The organism is Sinorhizobium sp. P24N7 (assembly GCF_042436655.1).
Lineage (GTDB): Bacteria > Pseudomonadota > Alphaproteobacteria > Rhizobiales > Rhizobiaceae > Sinorhizobium > Sinorhizobium meliloti_A.
Map to the genome: position 1 here is coordinate 283,322 of NZ_JBHMIW010000002.1, position 13,947 is coordinate 297,268.

The following is a 13,947-nucleotide window of genomic DNA, read 5'->3' on the forward strand; positions in this document are numbered from 1 at the left end:
CGCCCGCAGGGTCCCTGATCGTCCTGGTTTGACGAGTTTGGAGGCTCCTGTACGAGCGCGGGTACTCTACCAGAAACGTTCGCCAACGATCGGCAGGATATGTCGATAAATTGCGATTGTATCGACACGTTTAGGCGACATGTCGTCGCCAGCGACATATGCGGAGACAAGTCAGCCGGAACAATGAAAGTTTTAGCATGCCGTTCCGGCCCGACCGCCCCTACAACGATCTGCCAACATTGCCGCCTAGCGAAGACATTGAGACGAAGGCCATCCTCAAGGCCTGCATCGCCGCGCGCGCTGCTCTGGCAGAGCTCAAGGTATCCGGAGATACTCATCCCAAACCAGTCTGTGCTAATCAATTCCATCCCTTTGCTTGAAGCACAAGCGAGCTCAGAGATCGAAACCATCGTTACGACGACGGACTGCATGTTTCGCTTTGCCGGCGATGCGGCAAACCCGCCCGACGCCGCAACCAAGGAGGCTCTGCGCTACCGGACCGCGCTGCATCAGGGCTTCCAGTTGCTTCAGGAGCGGCCGGTCTCGACAGCAATGGCAATCGAAGTCTGCCGGACGATCAAGGGCATTGAGCTCGACATACGCGCCACGCCGGGAACCGCGCTATACAATGAAGCCACGGGGGAGGTTATCTACACGCCTCCCGAGGGTCGCGACCTCTTACGGGACAAGCTTTCAAACTGGGAGCGCTATATCCACGAGGCCGAAGACATCGATCCGCTGATCCGCCTCGCAGTCATGCACTACCAGTTTGAAGCAATTCACCCCTTCTCCTTTATCTCGTCGACAAGGGCCTGCTCGACATTCCCGTGCTCTATCTCAGCCGCTATATCATCGGCAACAAGCGAACCTATTACGACCGGCTCCAGCGGGTGACTACCGAAGGCGCCTGGGCGGACTGGATCCTCTACATGCTCGCGGGCATACGCGAAACCGCGGAGTGGTCAAACAGGAAGATCCACGCGATCCGCGATCTCCTCGATCAGACGGGCGCGAGCTGGCGGAGGTGATTTTCGTCCACCCCTATTGCCGGATCTCCGACGTCGTGACGGCCGGTATAGCAAAGCGTCAAGCCGCGGCGGTCTACCTGAAGGCCTTGGTTGATGCTGGAATTCTCGCAGAGCTGAAATCCGGCCGCGAGAAACTCTATATCAATCCCATCCTACTCGAGCTCCTCACCGGAAACCGCCCGCGATGACACCTGCTCCTTGTGGCCGGATGATTGGTTACGCACGCGTGTCCACCGACGACCAGGCGACAAAAGTGCAGGAGATGGAGCAACGAGCCGCATGCTGCCACCTGACCATCGCGGAGCGCGGCTCCGCGATGCCTCCCGTGCCTGCCCTGCCCTCTCAAAGCTGCATTAGGTCGACGGCGGCGAAACGCTCGTCGTGGTTCGGCTCGACCGGCGCGCTCGGTAAGCCCTCTCCTTGACATCATCGACCAACTCACGGACGCGGGTGCACATTTCAGTCCCAGCGCGGCCCATCGAGACGTTGACGCCGCAGGAGATGTTTTCCTTGCCGGTGGTCGCGCGCCAATTGCGGAGCGGACCAAGTCCGGCATGAAGGAGGCCAAGGCCCGCGGCAAAGCCGTGCCGCAAAGTTGGTTCAATACACATGCAAGAGTATCTGCTACCAGCGATGACGGCTTTGTCTGTCGGTGAAGAATAAAAAGGGCCGGTCCAAAACCCTGACAACTGTCAGGGTTTTGCTTCTCCGCGAAAGGGAGAGGGTTCCGGGCTCTAAATTCGGAGGGCACGTAGGGACGTTGCCTAATTGGGCCAGCTCCCGCTCGCAGCCAAGATGTTACGGCTCACGATATCTTGCCTATTTGTCAATATTTCCCGCCGACTTATCGCGGGATCTCTACCTCGCTAACGCCGTCCAACATCGTCCAACCCAAATTCACTTGCGATTTTTCCAGACTGCAGATTCTTCGTCGCGAGCGCTGAGACGCCAAGCCCATTACTTTGCGACAATCGCAAAGGATGTCCAACGCCCCGCGCCTCGAAGATCCGATGCCGGTCACGTGGAGTGATGAGGGCCGCAACAACTTCCTCTGGTCTAATATCTTTCTCCGGTCAAATGTGCCCAAGGCGATCGGCATGCTATGGCCCCGTCTGCAGGGTCTTTGATCGTCACCCACCGATTGTGAACGAATGGATGTGGACTCAGGCAGTTCCGTGAGAGACGGATTCGAGTTCTGTCGATCGCGATAGCGTTTCGATCGCAGCCTCGACAGGTGCACTCCAAATTCAGAAGCCGCTCGCCTCACCTCCGTCACTTTCGCATTTTCACGAGGTTCAAGAACATCATTGGCTCCGTTCAGCCAATCCTATAGTTGGTGGATGCAGTTGGACGCTTCGCTGAGGTGTGGATCTGTCCGGCCCCTTAAGCGTAGCCGGGTGGCCCGCGCTGCACCTATCTTTCCGTGATAAAAACCGAGACTAAAACCCTGACAGCTGTCAGAGTTGGCCACAGCCCTTCACGATCACCCGACTTTTCTCGAACTTTGCCCGTGAGCTCTCAGAAGCGCCATCAAAACGGGCCCAAGCGAAAAGTCGCCGCGCCTTGTCTTTGAAGTCAAGTCTCGCAGATATCCGCCAGCCGAGTTGATATGCTCCGCCCGTTCGAGAATGCAGGCAATCGTGACGGCGGCATTTTCCGCACCCATCACATCGCAGGCATCCTCATAAGCTGAAGGGCTGACTCTGAGCATCGAACGGACGACCACAGCCGCCGACATTAGGTCTCGCCAGCCCGCGACTGTGCCCCCTGGACCATAATCGGCAATTTGAGGGCAGGCCTTCAGCACCACTCCCAGAGGAAATCTCTTTTTCGGCTCGCTCGTAACTTGGCTGAGTTGGCTCCGCGTCGCGTCCTGCTCATTTCGAGAGCTAGGTTCAAGTTCATATATGGATTCGGTATGTGAATTCTGTATGTGACGCTCATTGTGAGCATCATTGGTGCTATCAAATTCTTCTTTTCGCTGCAAATCCAACGTGTTGAGAATTTCCTCCTGCAGCAATTTCAGGTCATGAAGCAGGTCGTCCAGATCGGACAAGCTTGGGGAACGCGGTATGCGGCGAACCAACTCCACATATACCGACTCAATTTTGTCCCAGTCCCCATCCGCGCCCTCTGCGATCGCGGCAGTGATGAGCTTGCGGGCGTTCCGCCGGCATATGGTGAGATCTTCCTTCGCCCTCCGGAGCGCTGCTCGGTCAGCAGCGACTTGCTGGGCGATCTGGGCGAGCTCCTCGGCGCGGTTGAGCAGGGGTGAGAGGTCGAAGCCAAATGCACTTTCGACCTCGCCTGACCTATCCCTTCGAGCGTAGCGTTTACCATTGGCGCTGTCCTTGCGCACAATAAGACCGGCCTCAACCAGAAGTGCTAGATGTCTGCGAAGCGTGGCGCCCGCAATGCCATGGGCGCGGAGTGTCAGCTGCGCATTGGACGGGAAGACAATGAGTTGCCCGTCCTGGCGGAGTTCATTGTCTGGATAAAAGGTCAACAAGGCGTTGAGTACCGCGAGGCTGCGGTCCTGCAGTCCAAGCTCTTTCCGCGCTTCAGAAGCGTGCCGAAAGACCTTCCATTTGTCAGCCGATCTGCCGGCCTTGATCTCCGTTGCGGCAATTTGTTGCCGAACCAAGGCAAGCGTAATCGGCCGCCGCCCAAAGGGCGTCGTCACATTTCCACTTTGCATTTTCCTTCACCTTCGAATGGCAAAAGAAATCCGACCGCCGAAAACGACGCCAAACACTCTTGACTAGGATTCGTGGAAATGCGATTCTCGAGGTGCTAAATCAGAGAGAGGCTTCCACGACGGCAACGTTTGGGGGCCTTTTTCTTTTGCTGCGTTTCCTTTCCTCAATAGTCTTTGAGATCCTGACAGCTGTCAGGGTTATTCGTGTTCTCGCTGACGGGCGAAGCGCTCAGCAAGTTCTGGTAGCTCCGCCTCAACGAACTTCAAAAACTCGATCCCAAGCGATCCCTCGGCCGAAATTCGAACCTCTTTCGGGGACATCACCAACGCGCCAAGCCTCGTGCCATTTCCGTCCGAAATCGGAGTCGCTTCAACGGCCCTGTTGGCGGCTGGCTTGATGGCGTTGAGGACGCGCTGAAACCTCTGGTCGGAAGTTTCGGGAGCTCTGCCCTTGCTGCCCAGCTCAGTCCGAATGGAATCGAGAGTACGCGGGTCGCCGGCAATCACCTTGGCAAAATCGAGCCAGCGAGGCCGGCCGATCTTTGGCGCCCGCCCGATCGCTTCGATGATATCTGCCGGAACGATGCGATAGACGTTCCGCATACGCGCCAGTTCAGCGTCCTCAATAGAAAGCGCGGCGTAGATATGGCGGGGCTTAATCCCCGCATCATCCATCCGAGACGCGAACAGAGCGCGCTCGATCCAGGTTAGATCTTGACGGCTTGCATTCTCGATGCCTTGCGCGAGGACAAGATCGATGTCGGAAATCTCAACCTCAATGGCCCGAACGGGTCTGCCGAGTTGCTTGGCAGCAAGCCAGCGCCGGTGACCGTAGACGATCTGATGGCGACCAGGCGACGAGGGGTGTCTCCGGACCTGGATGGGGACCTTTTGCCCGTCGGCCTCAATTGAACGTTTGAACGCCTCGAAGCTTGTCTCGTCATCGTCCGGCAGTCGGTCCGGGTAAGGGGAGGGGTCGATGAGAGAAGGATCCAGCTCGCGAACTGCACCTCCGCCAGACTCGACGAGAGCCTTCAACTGGTCTCGCTCTGACCGGATTTCGCCGATCGTACGGTGGGCCACGGCGATGACACCAGCTCCGACGCGTTTGCCCGAGGACGGAACTGAGGGCGCAGGCTGCTGATCACTCGCCAGTTTGTTCTCCAGTTCTGCGGAAAGCAGTCCGAAGCTAGCGACAATTGACTTACGAGAGGATTTGCTCATGTCCGTCCCCAACTGTCGTTGATAAGGCGAACAATCGCCTCGTTAACGGCGTCTACTGCCTCGCGGGCACGTTTATGGGTATCGCGCCCGATCTGCCCCATCTCGAGCTCGTATATCGAGCGTTTCGCAAGGCCAGCAGCCTCGACGGCAGTGCTCTCGATGGCAGTCGGCAATAAGACGTCATTACCGAACAAGTGTCGAAGCATCGCAACGATTTGCGACTGCGGCGCGTCATTGGGGTCGTGCCGTGTGATCAAATACCGGATGAAGTCCTGGTCCAGCTGAGCGCCGCTCTCGTTCAGAACGCTAATCAGATCGCCCATCATCAGGAGGAACTGGCTCATCGACGCAACGTCCAACATGGCTGGATGCACCGTTATGATCATGCTGGTCGCGGCATAAATTGCGCTCAAAGTCAGAAAGCCAAGCGAAGGCGGAGTGTCCAGGATCACGACGTCATAATCCGCCTCAACTTCGGAAAGGGCGAGCTTCAGTCGCTCGAAGAAGATTGCGCCAGAGCTCGACTTGTTCGCCAAAACGCGGGGAGTTTCATGCTCATACTCCATCACCTCCAAGTTGCCCGGGATTAGATCGACTCCTTCGAAATATGTCTTGCGGATGATATCCCGGATTGGACGACGTTCGGCTTCGTCATAGCGCAGGGCGGCATAAATCGTTTCATTCGACCCAACGTCGAGTTCTGGCTGCGCACCAAACATGGCGGACAAGGATGCTTGAGGATCCAAGTCCAGTGCAAGGACGCGATAGCCCTGAAGAGCCAGGTAGTGGGAAAGGTGGATGCAGGTTGTGGTCTTCGCGCTGCCGCCCTTAAAGTTGGCTATCGCAAGGACCTGAAGATGGTCGCCGGCGCGACGGCGAGGGAGGAACCGCAAAGCGTCTGCAGGTTTCTGCTTCGCGAACAATTCACGCAATTCATTGATCTGGGCCAGCGTGTAGAGGCGATGGTTATTCTCCAACCGACTAGGGACCGGTCCGCGTCCTTCGGTGGACATGAGCTTTAGGGTGGAATCGGGTATCGAGGTCAGCTTCGACACTTCGTTGGTCGAAAATGAACGAAGCGTTTTTTCGGATCTTGGCGGATACATGCGAGTTCTGAGCTGCTGCAACTGCCCAGACAGAATCCCGGCATGGCGCATGATCTTGCTGCCAGCATCTTCCTGCGAGCCAACAGCTGATTCCACTCGGTTTGCTATCGCCATCTTTCCCTCTTGGCGGCTCTCCGCCGGTTTTCCCGCGTTTGCCCGCCAAAGGTAGAGCACGATTCTCCCGAACCCGTCCAGAAGTTTAGGGTTACCAAAAGGTTAACGCCGCCGAAGATTCCTAGCGAACCAGCAAGCGGTTTTTCGGCTTTTTGTCTTCCTGCTCTGAGGGTTAGCTCAACACTGCGACCTTCCTGATCTCGGATTGTTCTCCTGTGAATCCTACAATCAAACCTAGCACAGGGCACCGCGCCAAGAGGTTCTTCGCGCAGGTTTGTGCCGACTCACCTCAAGCAAAACTTGTCGAACTCTACAACTGCCCAGCGATTCTGATCCGTGCTCAACTCCGCGAAGAATTTCAACGATGGAGAAAAGCATGCAGGTGATTGCGATTTCTGCACGCCCGGATTTTCGGGAGAAGCAACTGCTCGCGCAGCATCACAGACTCCGAGCGCGAGTCTTTTCTGATCGGCTAGGTTGGGAGGTCAGCGTCCGAGACGGCCAGGAATGTGACGCTTTTGATGGTCTTCAACCGACCTACATCCTCGCCGTTTCGAAGAGCAGCCAGTTGGCAGGATGCGCCAGGCTTCTGCCAGCCCTGGGCCCGACCATGGTGACGGATGTCTTTCCCTCGCTTCTCCCGGGCGGCGGGCTGAACGCTCATCCTTTGATGATCGAGAGCTCCCGCTTTTGCGTCGACACGACCCTCGCGGAGGGAAGGGGAGCCGGCTCGATCCATGAGGCAACCCTGACCATGTTCGCGGGCATCACCGAATGGTGCATGGCGAATGGCTACACCGAGATTGTCACGGTAACCGATCTACGATTCGAGCGGATCCTTGCGCGCGTTGGATGGTCGCTGCAGCGCTTGGCAGAACCCAGGAAGATAGGCGTGACGATGGCTGTAGCGGGCATATTGCCCGCCGATGCGAGCATATTTCAGAAGCTGCGTCCTTCCAATTACCGTTCGGAACTCACCCCTCTCGGCCAGGCAGCGTAAGGAGAAATCCGTGAGCCAGCTCCTCTCTCACCCCAGACTTGTTCGCAAACTTCAGGAGGCGCTCGGCGATCAGCTCTGTGGGGCACTGGATGACGCGAACGTCATCGAGATCATGCTCAATCCGGACGGGAAACTGTTCATTGAACGGCTCGGTCATGGCGTTGCGCCGGCCGGCGAAATGTCTTGCGCGGCCGCAGAAATGGTGATCGGAACGGTCGCCCATGCGTTGCAGTCCGAGGTCGACACGGAACGGCCGATCATTTCCGGCGAGCTGCCGATCGGCGGCCACCGGTTTGAAGGTCTCTTGCCTCCTGTCGTCGGCAAACCGGCATTCACCATTCGCCGCCGCGCATCGCGGCTGATACCGCTCGGCGAGTATGTGCACTCCGGAGTTATGACGGAGTATCAGGCGTCGACGATCCGCAGTGCAATCTCATCGCGCCTGAACGTTGTAATTTCCGGCGGGACTGGTTCGGGCAAAACGACGCTTGCGAACGCGGTGATCGGCGAGATCGTTAGGTCCGCGCCCGAAGACCGTCTCGTCATCCTCGAAGATACGGTGGAAATCCAATGCGCGGCCGACAACGCGGTCGTTCTGCGCACCAGCGATACTATAGACATGGCGCGGCTCTTGAAGAGCACGATGCGGCTTCGTCCCGACAGGATTGTCGTCGGCGAGGTTCGTGACGGCGCTGCGCTGACATTGCTCAAGGCGTGGAATACCGGCCATCCTGGAGGTGTCGCGACCATTCACTCGAACACCGCCATGTCGGCGCTCCGACGCCTCGAGCAACTGACTGCAGAGGCAAGCCAGCAGCCGATGCAAGAGGTCATCGGCGAAGCGGTCGACCTCATCGTATCCATCGAACGAACGCCGCGCGGACGACGCGTTCGCGACGTCATCCAGGTCGAGCGATTCGCGGGCGGCCAATACGACGTCGAGTCCGACCAACTAACCGAGGAGCAGGAGGCAAGTCGTGTCGCGTAAAGCCACAGTCACCGTTATCGCACTCCTTGCTGCTCCCATTGTGCTCGCGTCGTTTGCTCCCGCACTCGCCAGCTCAGGAGGCGGAGGTCTGCCCTGGGAAGGGCCGCTGCAACAAATTCAGGAATCGATCACCGGTCCCGTGGCGGGCGCCATTGCGCTTGCGGCGATGGCGATTGCCGGGGGCATGCTTATCTTCGGCGGAGAACTCAACGATTTTGCGCGACGGCTCGTCTATGTCGTCCTCGTCACCGGCATCCTGCTCGGTGCGACCCAAATCGTCGCCCTGTTCGGGGCGACCGGCGCGTCGATCGGCCTGACGGACGAGCAGACACACTCAATCGTGCCCAACGGAGAAGGGGAGGGGGCTTATGTCTGAGTCCTTGTCCGCCCTGCAGCGCAATCGCATTCATCGCGCTTTGTCCCGCCCAAACCTTCTGATGGGTGCGGATCGGGAGCTGGTGCTGCTCACCGGGCTTGCCGCCGTCATCCTGATCTTCGTCGTCCTGACGATCTATTCGGCGCTCTTCGGTATCGCCGTCTGGATCGTCATCATCGGGTTGCTTCGGATGATGGCGAAGTCCGACCCGCTGATGCGGCAGGTCTATATCAGGCACATTTCCTATAAGCCGTACTACAAGGCGACCAGTTCGCCTTGGCGGTATTGAGGAGGCGGTCGTGGTAGCTTTGCGACGCTTTCGAGCCACAGGCCCGTCCTTCGCCGATCTCGTCCCTTACGCCGGTCTTGTCGGCAATGGGGTACTGCTCTTGAAGGACGGAAGCCTCATGGCAGGCTGGTACTTCGCCGGCCCGGACTCCGAAAGTGCGACCGCCCTCGAACGCAACGAGCTGTCGCGGCAGATCAATGCGATCCTGTCGCGGCTTGGGAGCGGCTGGATGATTCAGGTCGAGGCCATCCGTTTTCCGACAATCGATTATCCCTCCGAGGATCGATGCCATTTCCCCGATCCAGTCACACGTGCGATCGACGCCGAGCGGCGCGCGCATTTTGAACGCGAGCAGGGGCATTTCGAGAGCAAGCACGCGCTGATCCTCACCTACCGGCCGCTCGAGTCCAAGAGGACAGCGCTCAGCAAATACATCTATTCGGACGAGGAAAGCCGGAAGAAATCCTATGCCGACACTGTCCTGTTCATGTTCAAGAACGCTGTCCGTGAGATCGAGCAGTATATGGCGAACTCGCTCTCGATCCGTCGCATGGAAACGCATGAGGTCAGCGAAAGGGAAGGGACACGAGTTGCCAGATACGACGAGCTGCTGCAGTTCGTTCGCTTCTGCATCACCGGGCACAGCCATCCGATCCGGCTTCCGGATGTCCCCATGTATCTCGATTGGATCGCGACCGCCGAGCTCGAACATGGCCTGACGCCGAAGATCGAGAACCGCTTTCTCGGCGTCGTCGCCATCGACGGTTTGCCAGCCGAAAGCTGGCCTGGAATCCTCAACAGCCTCGACCTGATGCCTCTCACCTATCGGTGGTCTTCGAGATTCATATTTCTCGATGCCGAAGAGGCGCGCCAGAAGCTCGAACGCACGCGCAAGAAGTGGCTACAGAAGGTCCGGCCGTTCTTCGACCAGCTGTTCCAGACGCAAAGCCGGTCGATCGATCAGGACGCCATGACCATGGTGACTGAGACCGAGGACGCAATTGCACATGCCTCGTCGCAATTGGTCGCCTACGGCTACTATACTCCGGTCATTGTCCTCTTCGATAACGATCGCGAGGCGCTCCAGGAAAAGGCGGAGGCAATCCGCCGGCTGATCCAGGCGGAAGGCTTTGGCGCTCGGATCGAAACGCTCAACGCCACCGACGCTTATCTCGGCAGCCTGCCCGGCAATTGGTATTCCAATATCCGCGAGCCGCTGATCAACACAAGCAATCTTGCAGACCTTATCCCTCTCAATGCCGTCTGGTCGGGAAACCCGGCCGCGCCGTGCCCGTTCTATCCGCCGAATTCGCCGCCGCTCATGCAGGTGGCGAGCGGCTCGACGCCGTTTCGCCTCAACCTGCATGTCGACGACGTCGGACATACCCTCGTTTTCGGTCCGACGGGCTCTGGCAAGTCGACTCTTTTGGCGTTGATCGCCGCGCAGTTTCGGCGCTACGAAAACGCCCAGATCTTCGCCTTCGACAAGGGCAACTCGCTGCTGCCGTTGACGCTGGCTGGCGACGGCGACCACTACGAGATTGGCGGGGACAATGAAGGGGAGGGGAGGGCGCTTGCTTTCTGCCCGCTCTCCGCACTCGGAAATGACGCTGACCGGGCCTGGGCAACGGAATGGATCGAGATGCTGGTCGCGCTACAAGGTGTCACCATCACGCCCGATCATCGCAACGCCATTTCCCGACAGGTCGAGCTTATGGCAAACGCTCGAGGACGATCGCTCTCGGATTTCGTGTCTGGTGTCCAGATGCGCGAGATCAAGGACGCGCTGCACCATTACACAGTCGACGGACCGATGGGCCAGTTGCTGGACGCAGAGCAGGATGGCCTTTCGCTCGGAGCCTTGCAGACCTTCGAGATCGAGCACCTCATGAACATGGGTGAGCGCAATCTCGTGCCTGTGCTGACCTATCTGTTCCGCCGCATCGAAAGGCGCCTCGACGGGTCGCCAAGCCTGATTGTGCTGGATGAAGCCTGGCTGATGCTGGGTCACCCCGTTTTTCGGGCCAAGATCCGCGAATGGCTGAAAGTGCTGCGCAAGGCGAACTGCGCTGTCGTTCTCGCAACACAATCGATCTCGGACGCGGAGCGCTCCGGGATCATCGACGTGCTGAAGGAATCCTGCCCAACGAAAATCTGCCTTCCAAACGGCGCTGCGCGAGAGCCGGGAACGCGGGAATTCTATGAGCGCATCGGCCTCAACGAGCGCCAGATCGATATTGTCGCGAGCGCGACGCCCAAACGCGAATATTACGCCACAACACCGGAGGGCCGGCGCCTGTTCGACATGGCGCTAGGCCCCGTCGCGCTGAGCTTTGTCGGGGCCTCCGGCAAGGACGAGCTGAAGCGCATTCGGGCGCTCAAATCCGAACACGGCCGCGACTGGCCGATCCACTGGCTGAATACGAGAGGAGTTCATGATGCCGCATCGCTGCTCAATTTCGAATAGATGGCTCACAGGCCTGACGGTCGTCGCCATTGGGATCGCCACAGTAGCGCCGGCGAAGGCTGGCACCGCCACCGGCGCGGCAACTGAATGGACGCAGGTTCTCAATAACGGCGAACTGGTGTCGCTCGTCGGTCAATCGGGCGAGCAAATCCAAAACCAGTTGACGCAGATCAGCCAGCTTACGCAGCAGATCGAAACGCAGCTGAACATCTACGAAAACCTGCTGCAGAACACGGCCACACTGCCGACGCACATGTGGGGGCAGGTCGAGAGTGATCTCAACCAACTCCGCGATATCGTCGACCAGGGTAGGAGCATCTCGTTTTCGATGGCCAATGCGGACGACGTGCTTCAACAGCGGTTTCAGAGCTATGCCGACCTCAAGACCGATCTGCCGAATGCAGCGAGCTTCTCGTCCGCGTATCAAACCTGGTCGGACACTAACCGCGACACGATCGCCAGCACGCTGAAGACGGCAAGCCTCACGGCCGATCAGTTCGACAGCGAGGAAAACACGATGTGGTCGCTGCGATCGATGTCCGAGACAGCGGACGGCCAGATGAAGGCCTTGCAGGTCGGGCATCAGATTGCCGCCCAACAAGTCGCGCAGATGCAGAAATTGCGCGGTCTCGTTTCACAGCAGATGACCATGATGGGGACTTGGCTTCAGACCGAGCAGACAGACAAGGACCTCGCGCAGGCGCGCCGGGAAAAGTTCTTCAGCGCGACGGCTCCTTCCACGTCCGGTGGCGAAAGGATGAAAGTCGAGTGGTGAACACCATGAGGCCAAACGAACTTCCTCCGCTCCGGATGGCACTGATTGTTACTGCTTTCGCGGCGTTCGCGGCGCAGCCCGCACTTGCCCAAGAGGGCTCGGTGCTGACTTCGCTTCAGAACCAGATCACGACTGCTGCCAAAGGATGGGAAACCACCGTCATGGATGCCGCAAAATCGTTGTTCTGGGTTCTTGCTACAATCGAGATCGGCATCGCCGGCGTCTGGCTTGCGCTGCAGGCAGCTTCTCTCGACAACTGGTTTGCAGAATTGGTCAGGCGGATCATGTTCGTCGGCTTCTTTGCCTTCGTACTGACGCAAGGTCCGACCTTTGCCAAGGCAGTCGTCGACAGCCTCTTCCAGATTGGCGCCGGAGGTGGGACAGCTTCGCCTGGCGATGTCTTCAACGCGGGCCTCGCTGTGGCAACCAAAATGTCGGAAAAGATCCAGTTTGGCCTCTTCGAGGACAACGCGCTCGCGATCTCGGCCGCGTTCGCAATGGTGGTCGTGGTCATCTCCTTCTCACTCGTCGCAGCGATTTTCGTGAGCGTGATGGTCGAGATGTATATCGGTCTGCTTGCTGGGATGATCATGCTCGGGCTTGGTGGTTCGTCCTACACCAAGGACTTCGCCACCCGCTATCTGGTCTACGCGTTCTCGGTCGGAATGAAGCTCATGGCGCTTGTCATGATCTCGCGGATCGGATCGGAGGTCCTGATCGGACTCGCGAACCAATCTGACATAGGCGACCAGTTTCAGACCGCCCTTGCGATCGCCGGCATTGCCGTCGTCGTATTCATCATCGCGGTCTACGTGCCGAACATAATGCAGGGTGTGGTGCAAGGCGCGTCGGTCTCCGGAGGAATGGAAGCAATCCGCCATGGTGGTCAAGCGGCGTCCTTTGCCGCTGGCGCCGGGTTCCTTGCAGCGGCTGCCGCTGGGGCGGGGTTCGCGGCGGGTCAAGCCTCCCGGGCCGCCGGTGCCTCGGTCATCGGATCCGCCTTCAGCGGCGTCGGCGCCGGCCTCGGCTCAGCCGGCAAGGCTGCCGGATCTGCGGCGAAGGAGAAGGCCATCGGCTCTCCCGGCGCCTATGCCGGCTCGCTCCTCGGGCTCGCGAACGCCAAGCTCGAGAAGAGCCGCAGTGGGCACAGCGCTCCAAAGCGGCCTCCCGAACGCAACGACTAACAGCATAGGGAAAGGCATGGACCGATGGCAGCGAACAGCGCTCCCGAGAATCCGTATCTAGCCGCCCGCCAGGAATGGTCGGAGCGATACGGCTCCTACGTCAAAGCCGCGGCAGCCTGGCGTCTTGTCGGGGTGCTCGGCCTGTTCATGGCCGTAATTGGCTTCAGTTACGCGATGTACCTCAGCACGCAGGTCAAGCTCGTGCCCTACATCATCGAGATCGACAAACTCGGAACGTCGGTGACAGCCGGTTTCCCAGAGCAGATCGAATATGCAGACGCCCGCGTGGTGCGCGCAACACTCGGAAACTTCGTAAGTAGCTTCCGCTCGATCACGCCGGACGCCGTGGTGCAAAAGCAGTACATCGACCGGACCTACGCGCTGCTACGCACGTCTGACCCGTCCACTGAGAAGATCAACGCCTGGTTCCGCGGCAACTCGCCGTTCGAGAAGGCGAAAACCTCGACGGTCGCCATAGAGGTCAACAATATCGTGGCGCTCTCCAACCAGACCTACCAGATCGACTGGACCGAATACGAGCGCGACCGCAAGGGCAAGGAAACCGGCACGCGCCGATTTCGGGGCATCGCGACGGTCACGCTGACGGCGCCGCAGGACGAGGCGACGATCCGCCTCAATCCGATCGGTCTTTATGTCCGGGATTTCGACTGGACGGCACAGCTTTAAGAGCAAGGGTT

At 58.8% G+C, this 13,947-nt stretch carries 14 protein-coding genes; 11 read left to right on the top strand and 3 right to left on the bottom strand.

What is annotated here, in order from left to right:
- The first annotated feature begins 183 nt into the window (after positions 1-183).
- Genes ACFHWW_RS04045 through ACFHWW_RS04055 form a run of 3 tightly spaced genes read left to right on the top strand, consistent with a single transcriptional unit; the run spans position 184 to position 1,216 of the window.
- Positions 184-894, top strand: a complete 711-nt coding sequence (locus ACFHWW_RS04045; RefSeq protein ID WP_379937355.1) for a Fic family protein — start codon at positions 184-186, stop codon at positions 892-894.
- On the top strand, positions 891-1,028 hold the full coding sequence (locus ACFHWW_RS04050; RefSeq protein WP_379937523.1) for a hypothetical protein: 138 nt from the start codon (positions 891-893) through the stop codon (positions 1,026-1,028). The genes ACFHWW_RS04045 and ACFHWW_RS04050 overlap by 4 nt, the downstream gene beginning before the upstream one ends.
- Before the next feature lie 35 nt (positions 1,029-1,063).
- Positions 1,064-1,216: a hypothetical protein gene (locus ACFHWW_RS04055; RefSeq protein ID WP_379937511.1), complete on the top strand. Its 153-nt coding sequence runs from the start codon at positions 1,064-1,066 to the stop codon at positions 1,214-1,216.
- A gap of 1,295 nt (positions 1,217-2,511) precedes the next feature.
- Here ACFHWW_RS04055 and repC read toward each other — a convergent pair.
- The 3 genes from repC to repA form a co-directional block, all read right to left on the bottom strand.
- Entirely contained in the window at positions 2,512-3,726 is a 1,215-nt protein-coding gene (gene repC, locus ACFHWW_RS04060) for a plasmid replication protein RepC (RefSeq protein WP_379937356.1), read from the bottom strand.
- Positions 3,727-3,924: 198 nt separating this feature from the next.
- Positions 3,925-4,950 (bottom strand): plasmid partitioning protein RepB, encoded by a 1,026-nt coding sequence (gene repB / locus ACFHWW_RS04065; RefSeq protein ID WP_283067724.1) that lies wholly within the window; start codon positions 4,948-4,950, stop codon positions 3,925-3,927.
- Positions 4,947-6,170 (bottom strand): plasmid partitioning protein RepA, encoded by a 1,224-nt coding sequence (gene repA / locus ACFHWW_RS04070; protein ID WP_283067722.1) that lies wholly within the window; start codon positions 6,168-6,170, stop codon positions 4,947-4,949. Before repA ends, repB begins: the two co-directional genes overlap by 4 nt.
- A gap of 376 nt (positions 6,171-6,546) precedes the next feature.
- Here repA and ACFHWW_RS04075 point away from each other — a divergent pair, with 376 nt between their 5' ends.
- From ACFHWW_RS04075 to ACFHWW_RS04110, 8 genes are read left to right on the top strand one after another with little or no spacing between them, the layout of a single operon-like run.
- A complete protein-coding gene (locus tag ACFHWW_RS04075; RefSeq protein ID WP_283067720.1) occupies positions 6,547-7,170 on the top strand; it encodes an acyl-homoserine-lactone synthase in 624 nt (207 codons plus the stop codon).
- 10 nt (positions 7,171-7,180) lie between these two features.
- On the top strand, positions 7,181-8,158 hold the full coding sequence (trbB, locus tag ACFHWW_RS04080) for a P-type conjugative transfer ATPase TrbB (protein WP_283067719.1): 978 nt from the start codon (positions 7,181-7,183) through the stop codon (positions 8,156-8,158).
- Positions 8,148-8,534: a TrbC/VirB2 family protein gene (locus tag ACFHWW_RS04085; RefSeq protein WP_283067717.1), complete on the top strand. Its 387-nt coding sequence runs from the start codon at positions 8,148-8,150 to the stop codon at positions 8,532-8,534. Before trbB ends, ACFHWW_RS04085 begins: the two co-directional genes overlap by 11 nt.
- Positions 8,527-8,823 (top strand): conjugal transfer protein TrbD, encoded by a 297-nt coding sequence (locus ACFHWW_RS04090; protein WP_283067715.1) that lies wholly within the window; start codon positions 8,527-8,529, stop codon positions 8,821-8,823. Before ACFHWW_RS04085 ends, ACFHWW_RS04090 begins: the two co-directional genes overlap by 8 nt.
- Positions 8,824-8,833: 10 nt before the next feature.
- The gene (locus ACFHWW_RS04095) at positions 8,834-11,290 is read left to right on the top strand and encodes a conjugal transfer protein TrbE (protein WP_283067713.1); all 2,457 of its coding nucleotides are present in this window, start codon (positions 8,834-8,836) and stop codon (positions 11,288-11,290) included.
- The gene (trbJ, locus tag ACFHWW_RS04100) at positions 11,262-12,065 is read left to right on the top strand and encodes a P-type conjugative transfer protein TrbJ (RefSeq protein WP_283068069.1); all 804 of its coding nucleotides are present in this window, start codon (positions 11,262-11,264) and stop codon (positions 12,063-12,065) included. Before ACFHWW_RS04095 ends, trbJ begins: the two co-directional genes overlap by 29 nt.
- Positions 12,066-12,100: 35 nt before the next feature.
- Positions 12,101-13,249 carry a P-type conjugative transfer protein TrbL gene (trbL, locus tag ACFHWW_RS04105; RefSeq protein WP_283068068.1) on the top strand — a complete coding sequence of 383 codons (1,149 nt, stop codon included), beginning with the start codon at positions 12,101-12,103 and terminating at the stop codon, positions 13,247-13,249.
- A 24-nt stretch (positions 13,250-13,273) separates the two neighbouring features.
- Positions 13,274-13,936 (top strand): conjugal transfer protein TrbF, encoded by a 663-nt coding sequence (locus tag ACFHWW_RS04110; RefSeq protein ID WP_283067712.1) that lies wholly within the window; start codon positions 13,274-13,276, stop codon positions 13,934-13,936.
- Positions 13,937-13,947 lie beyond the last annotated feature (11 nt).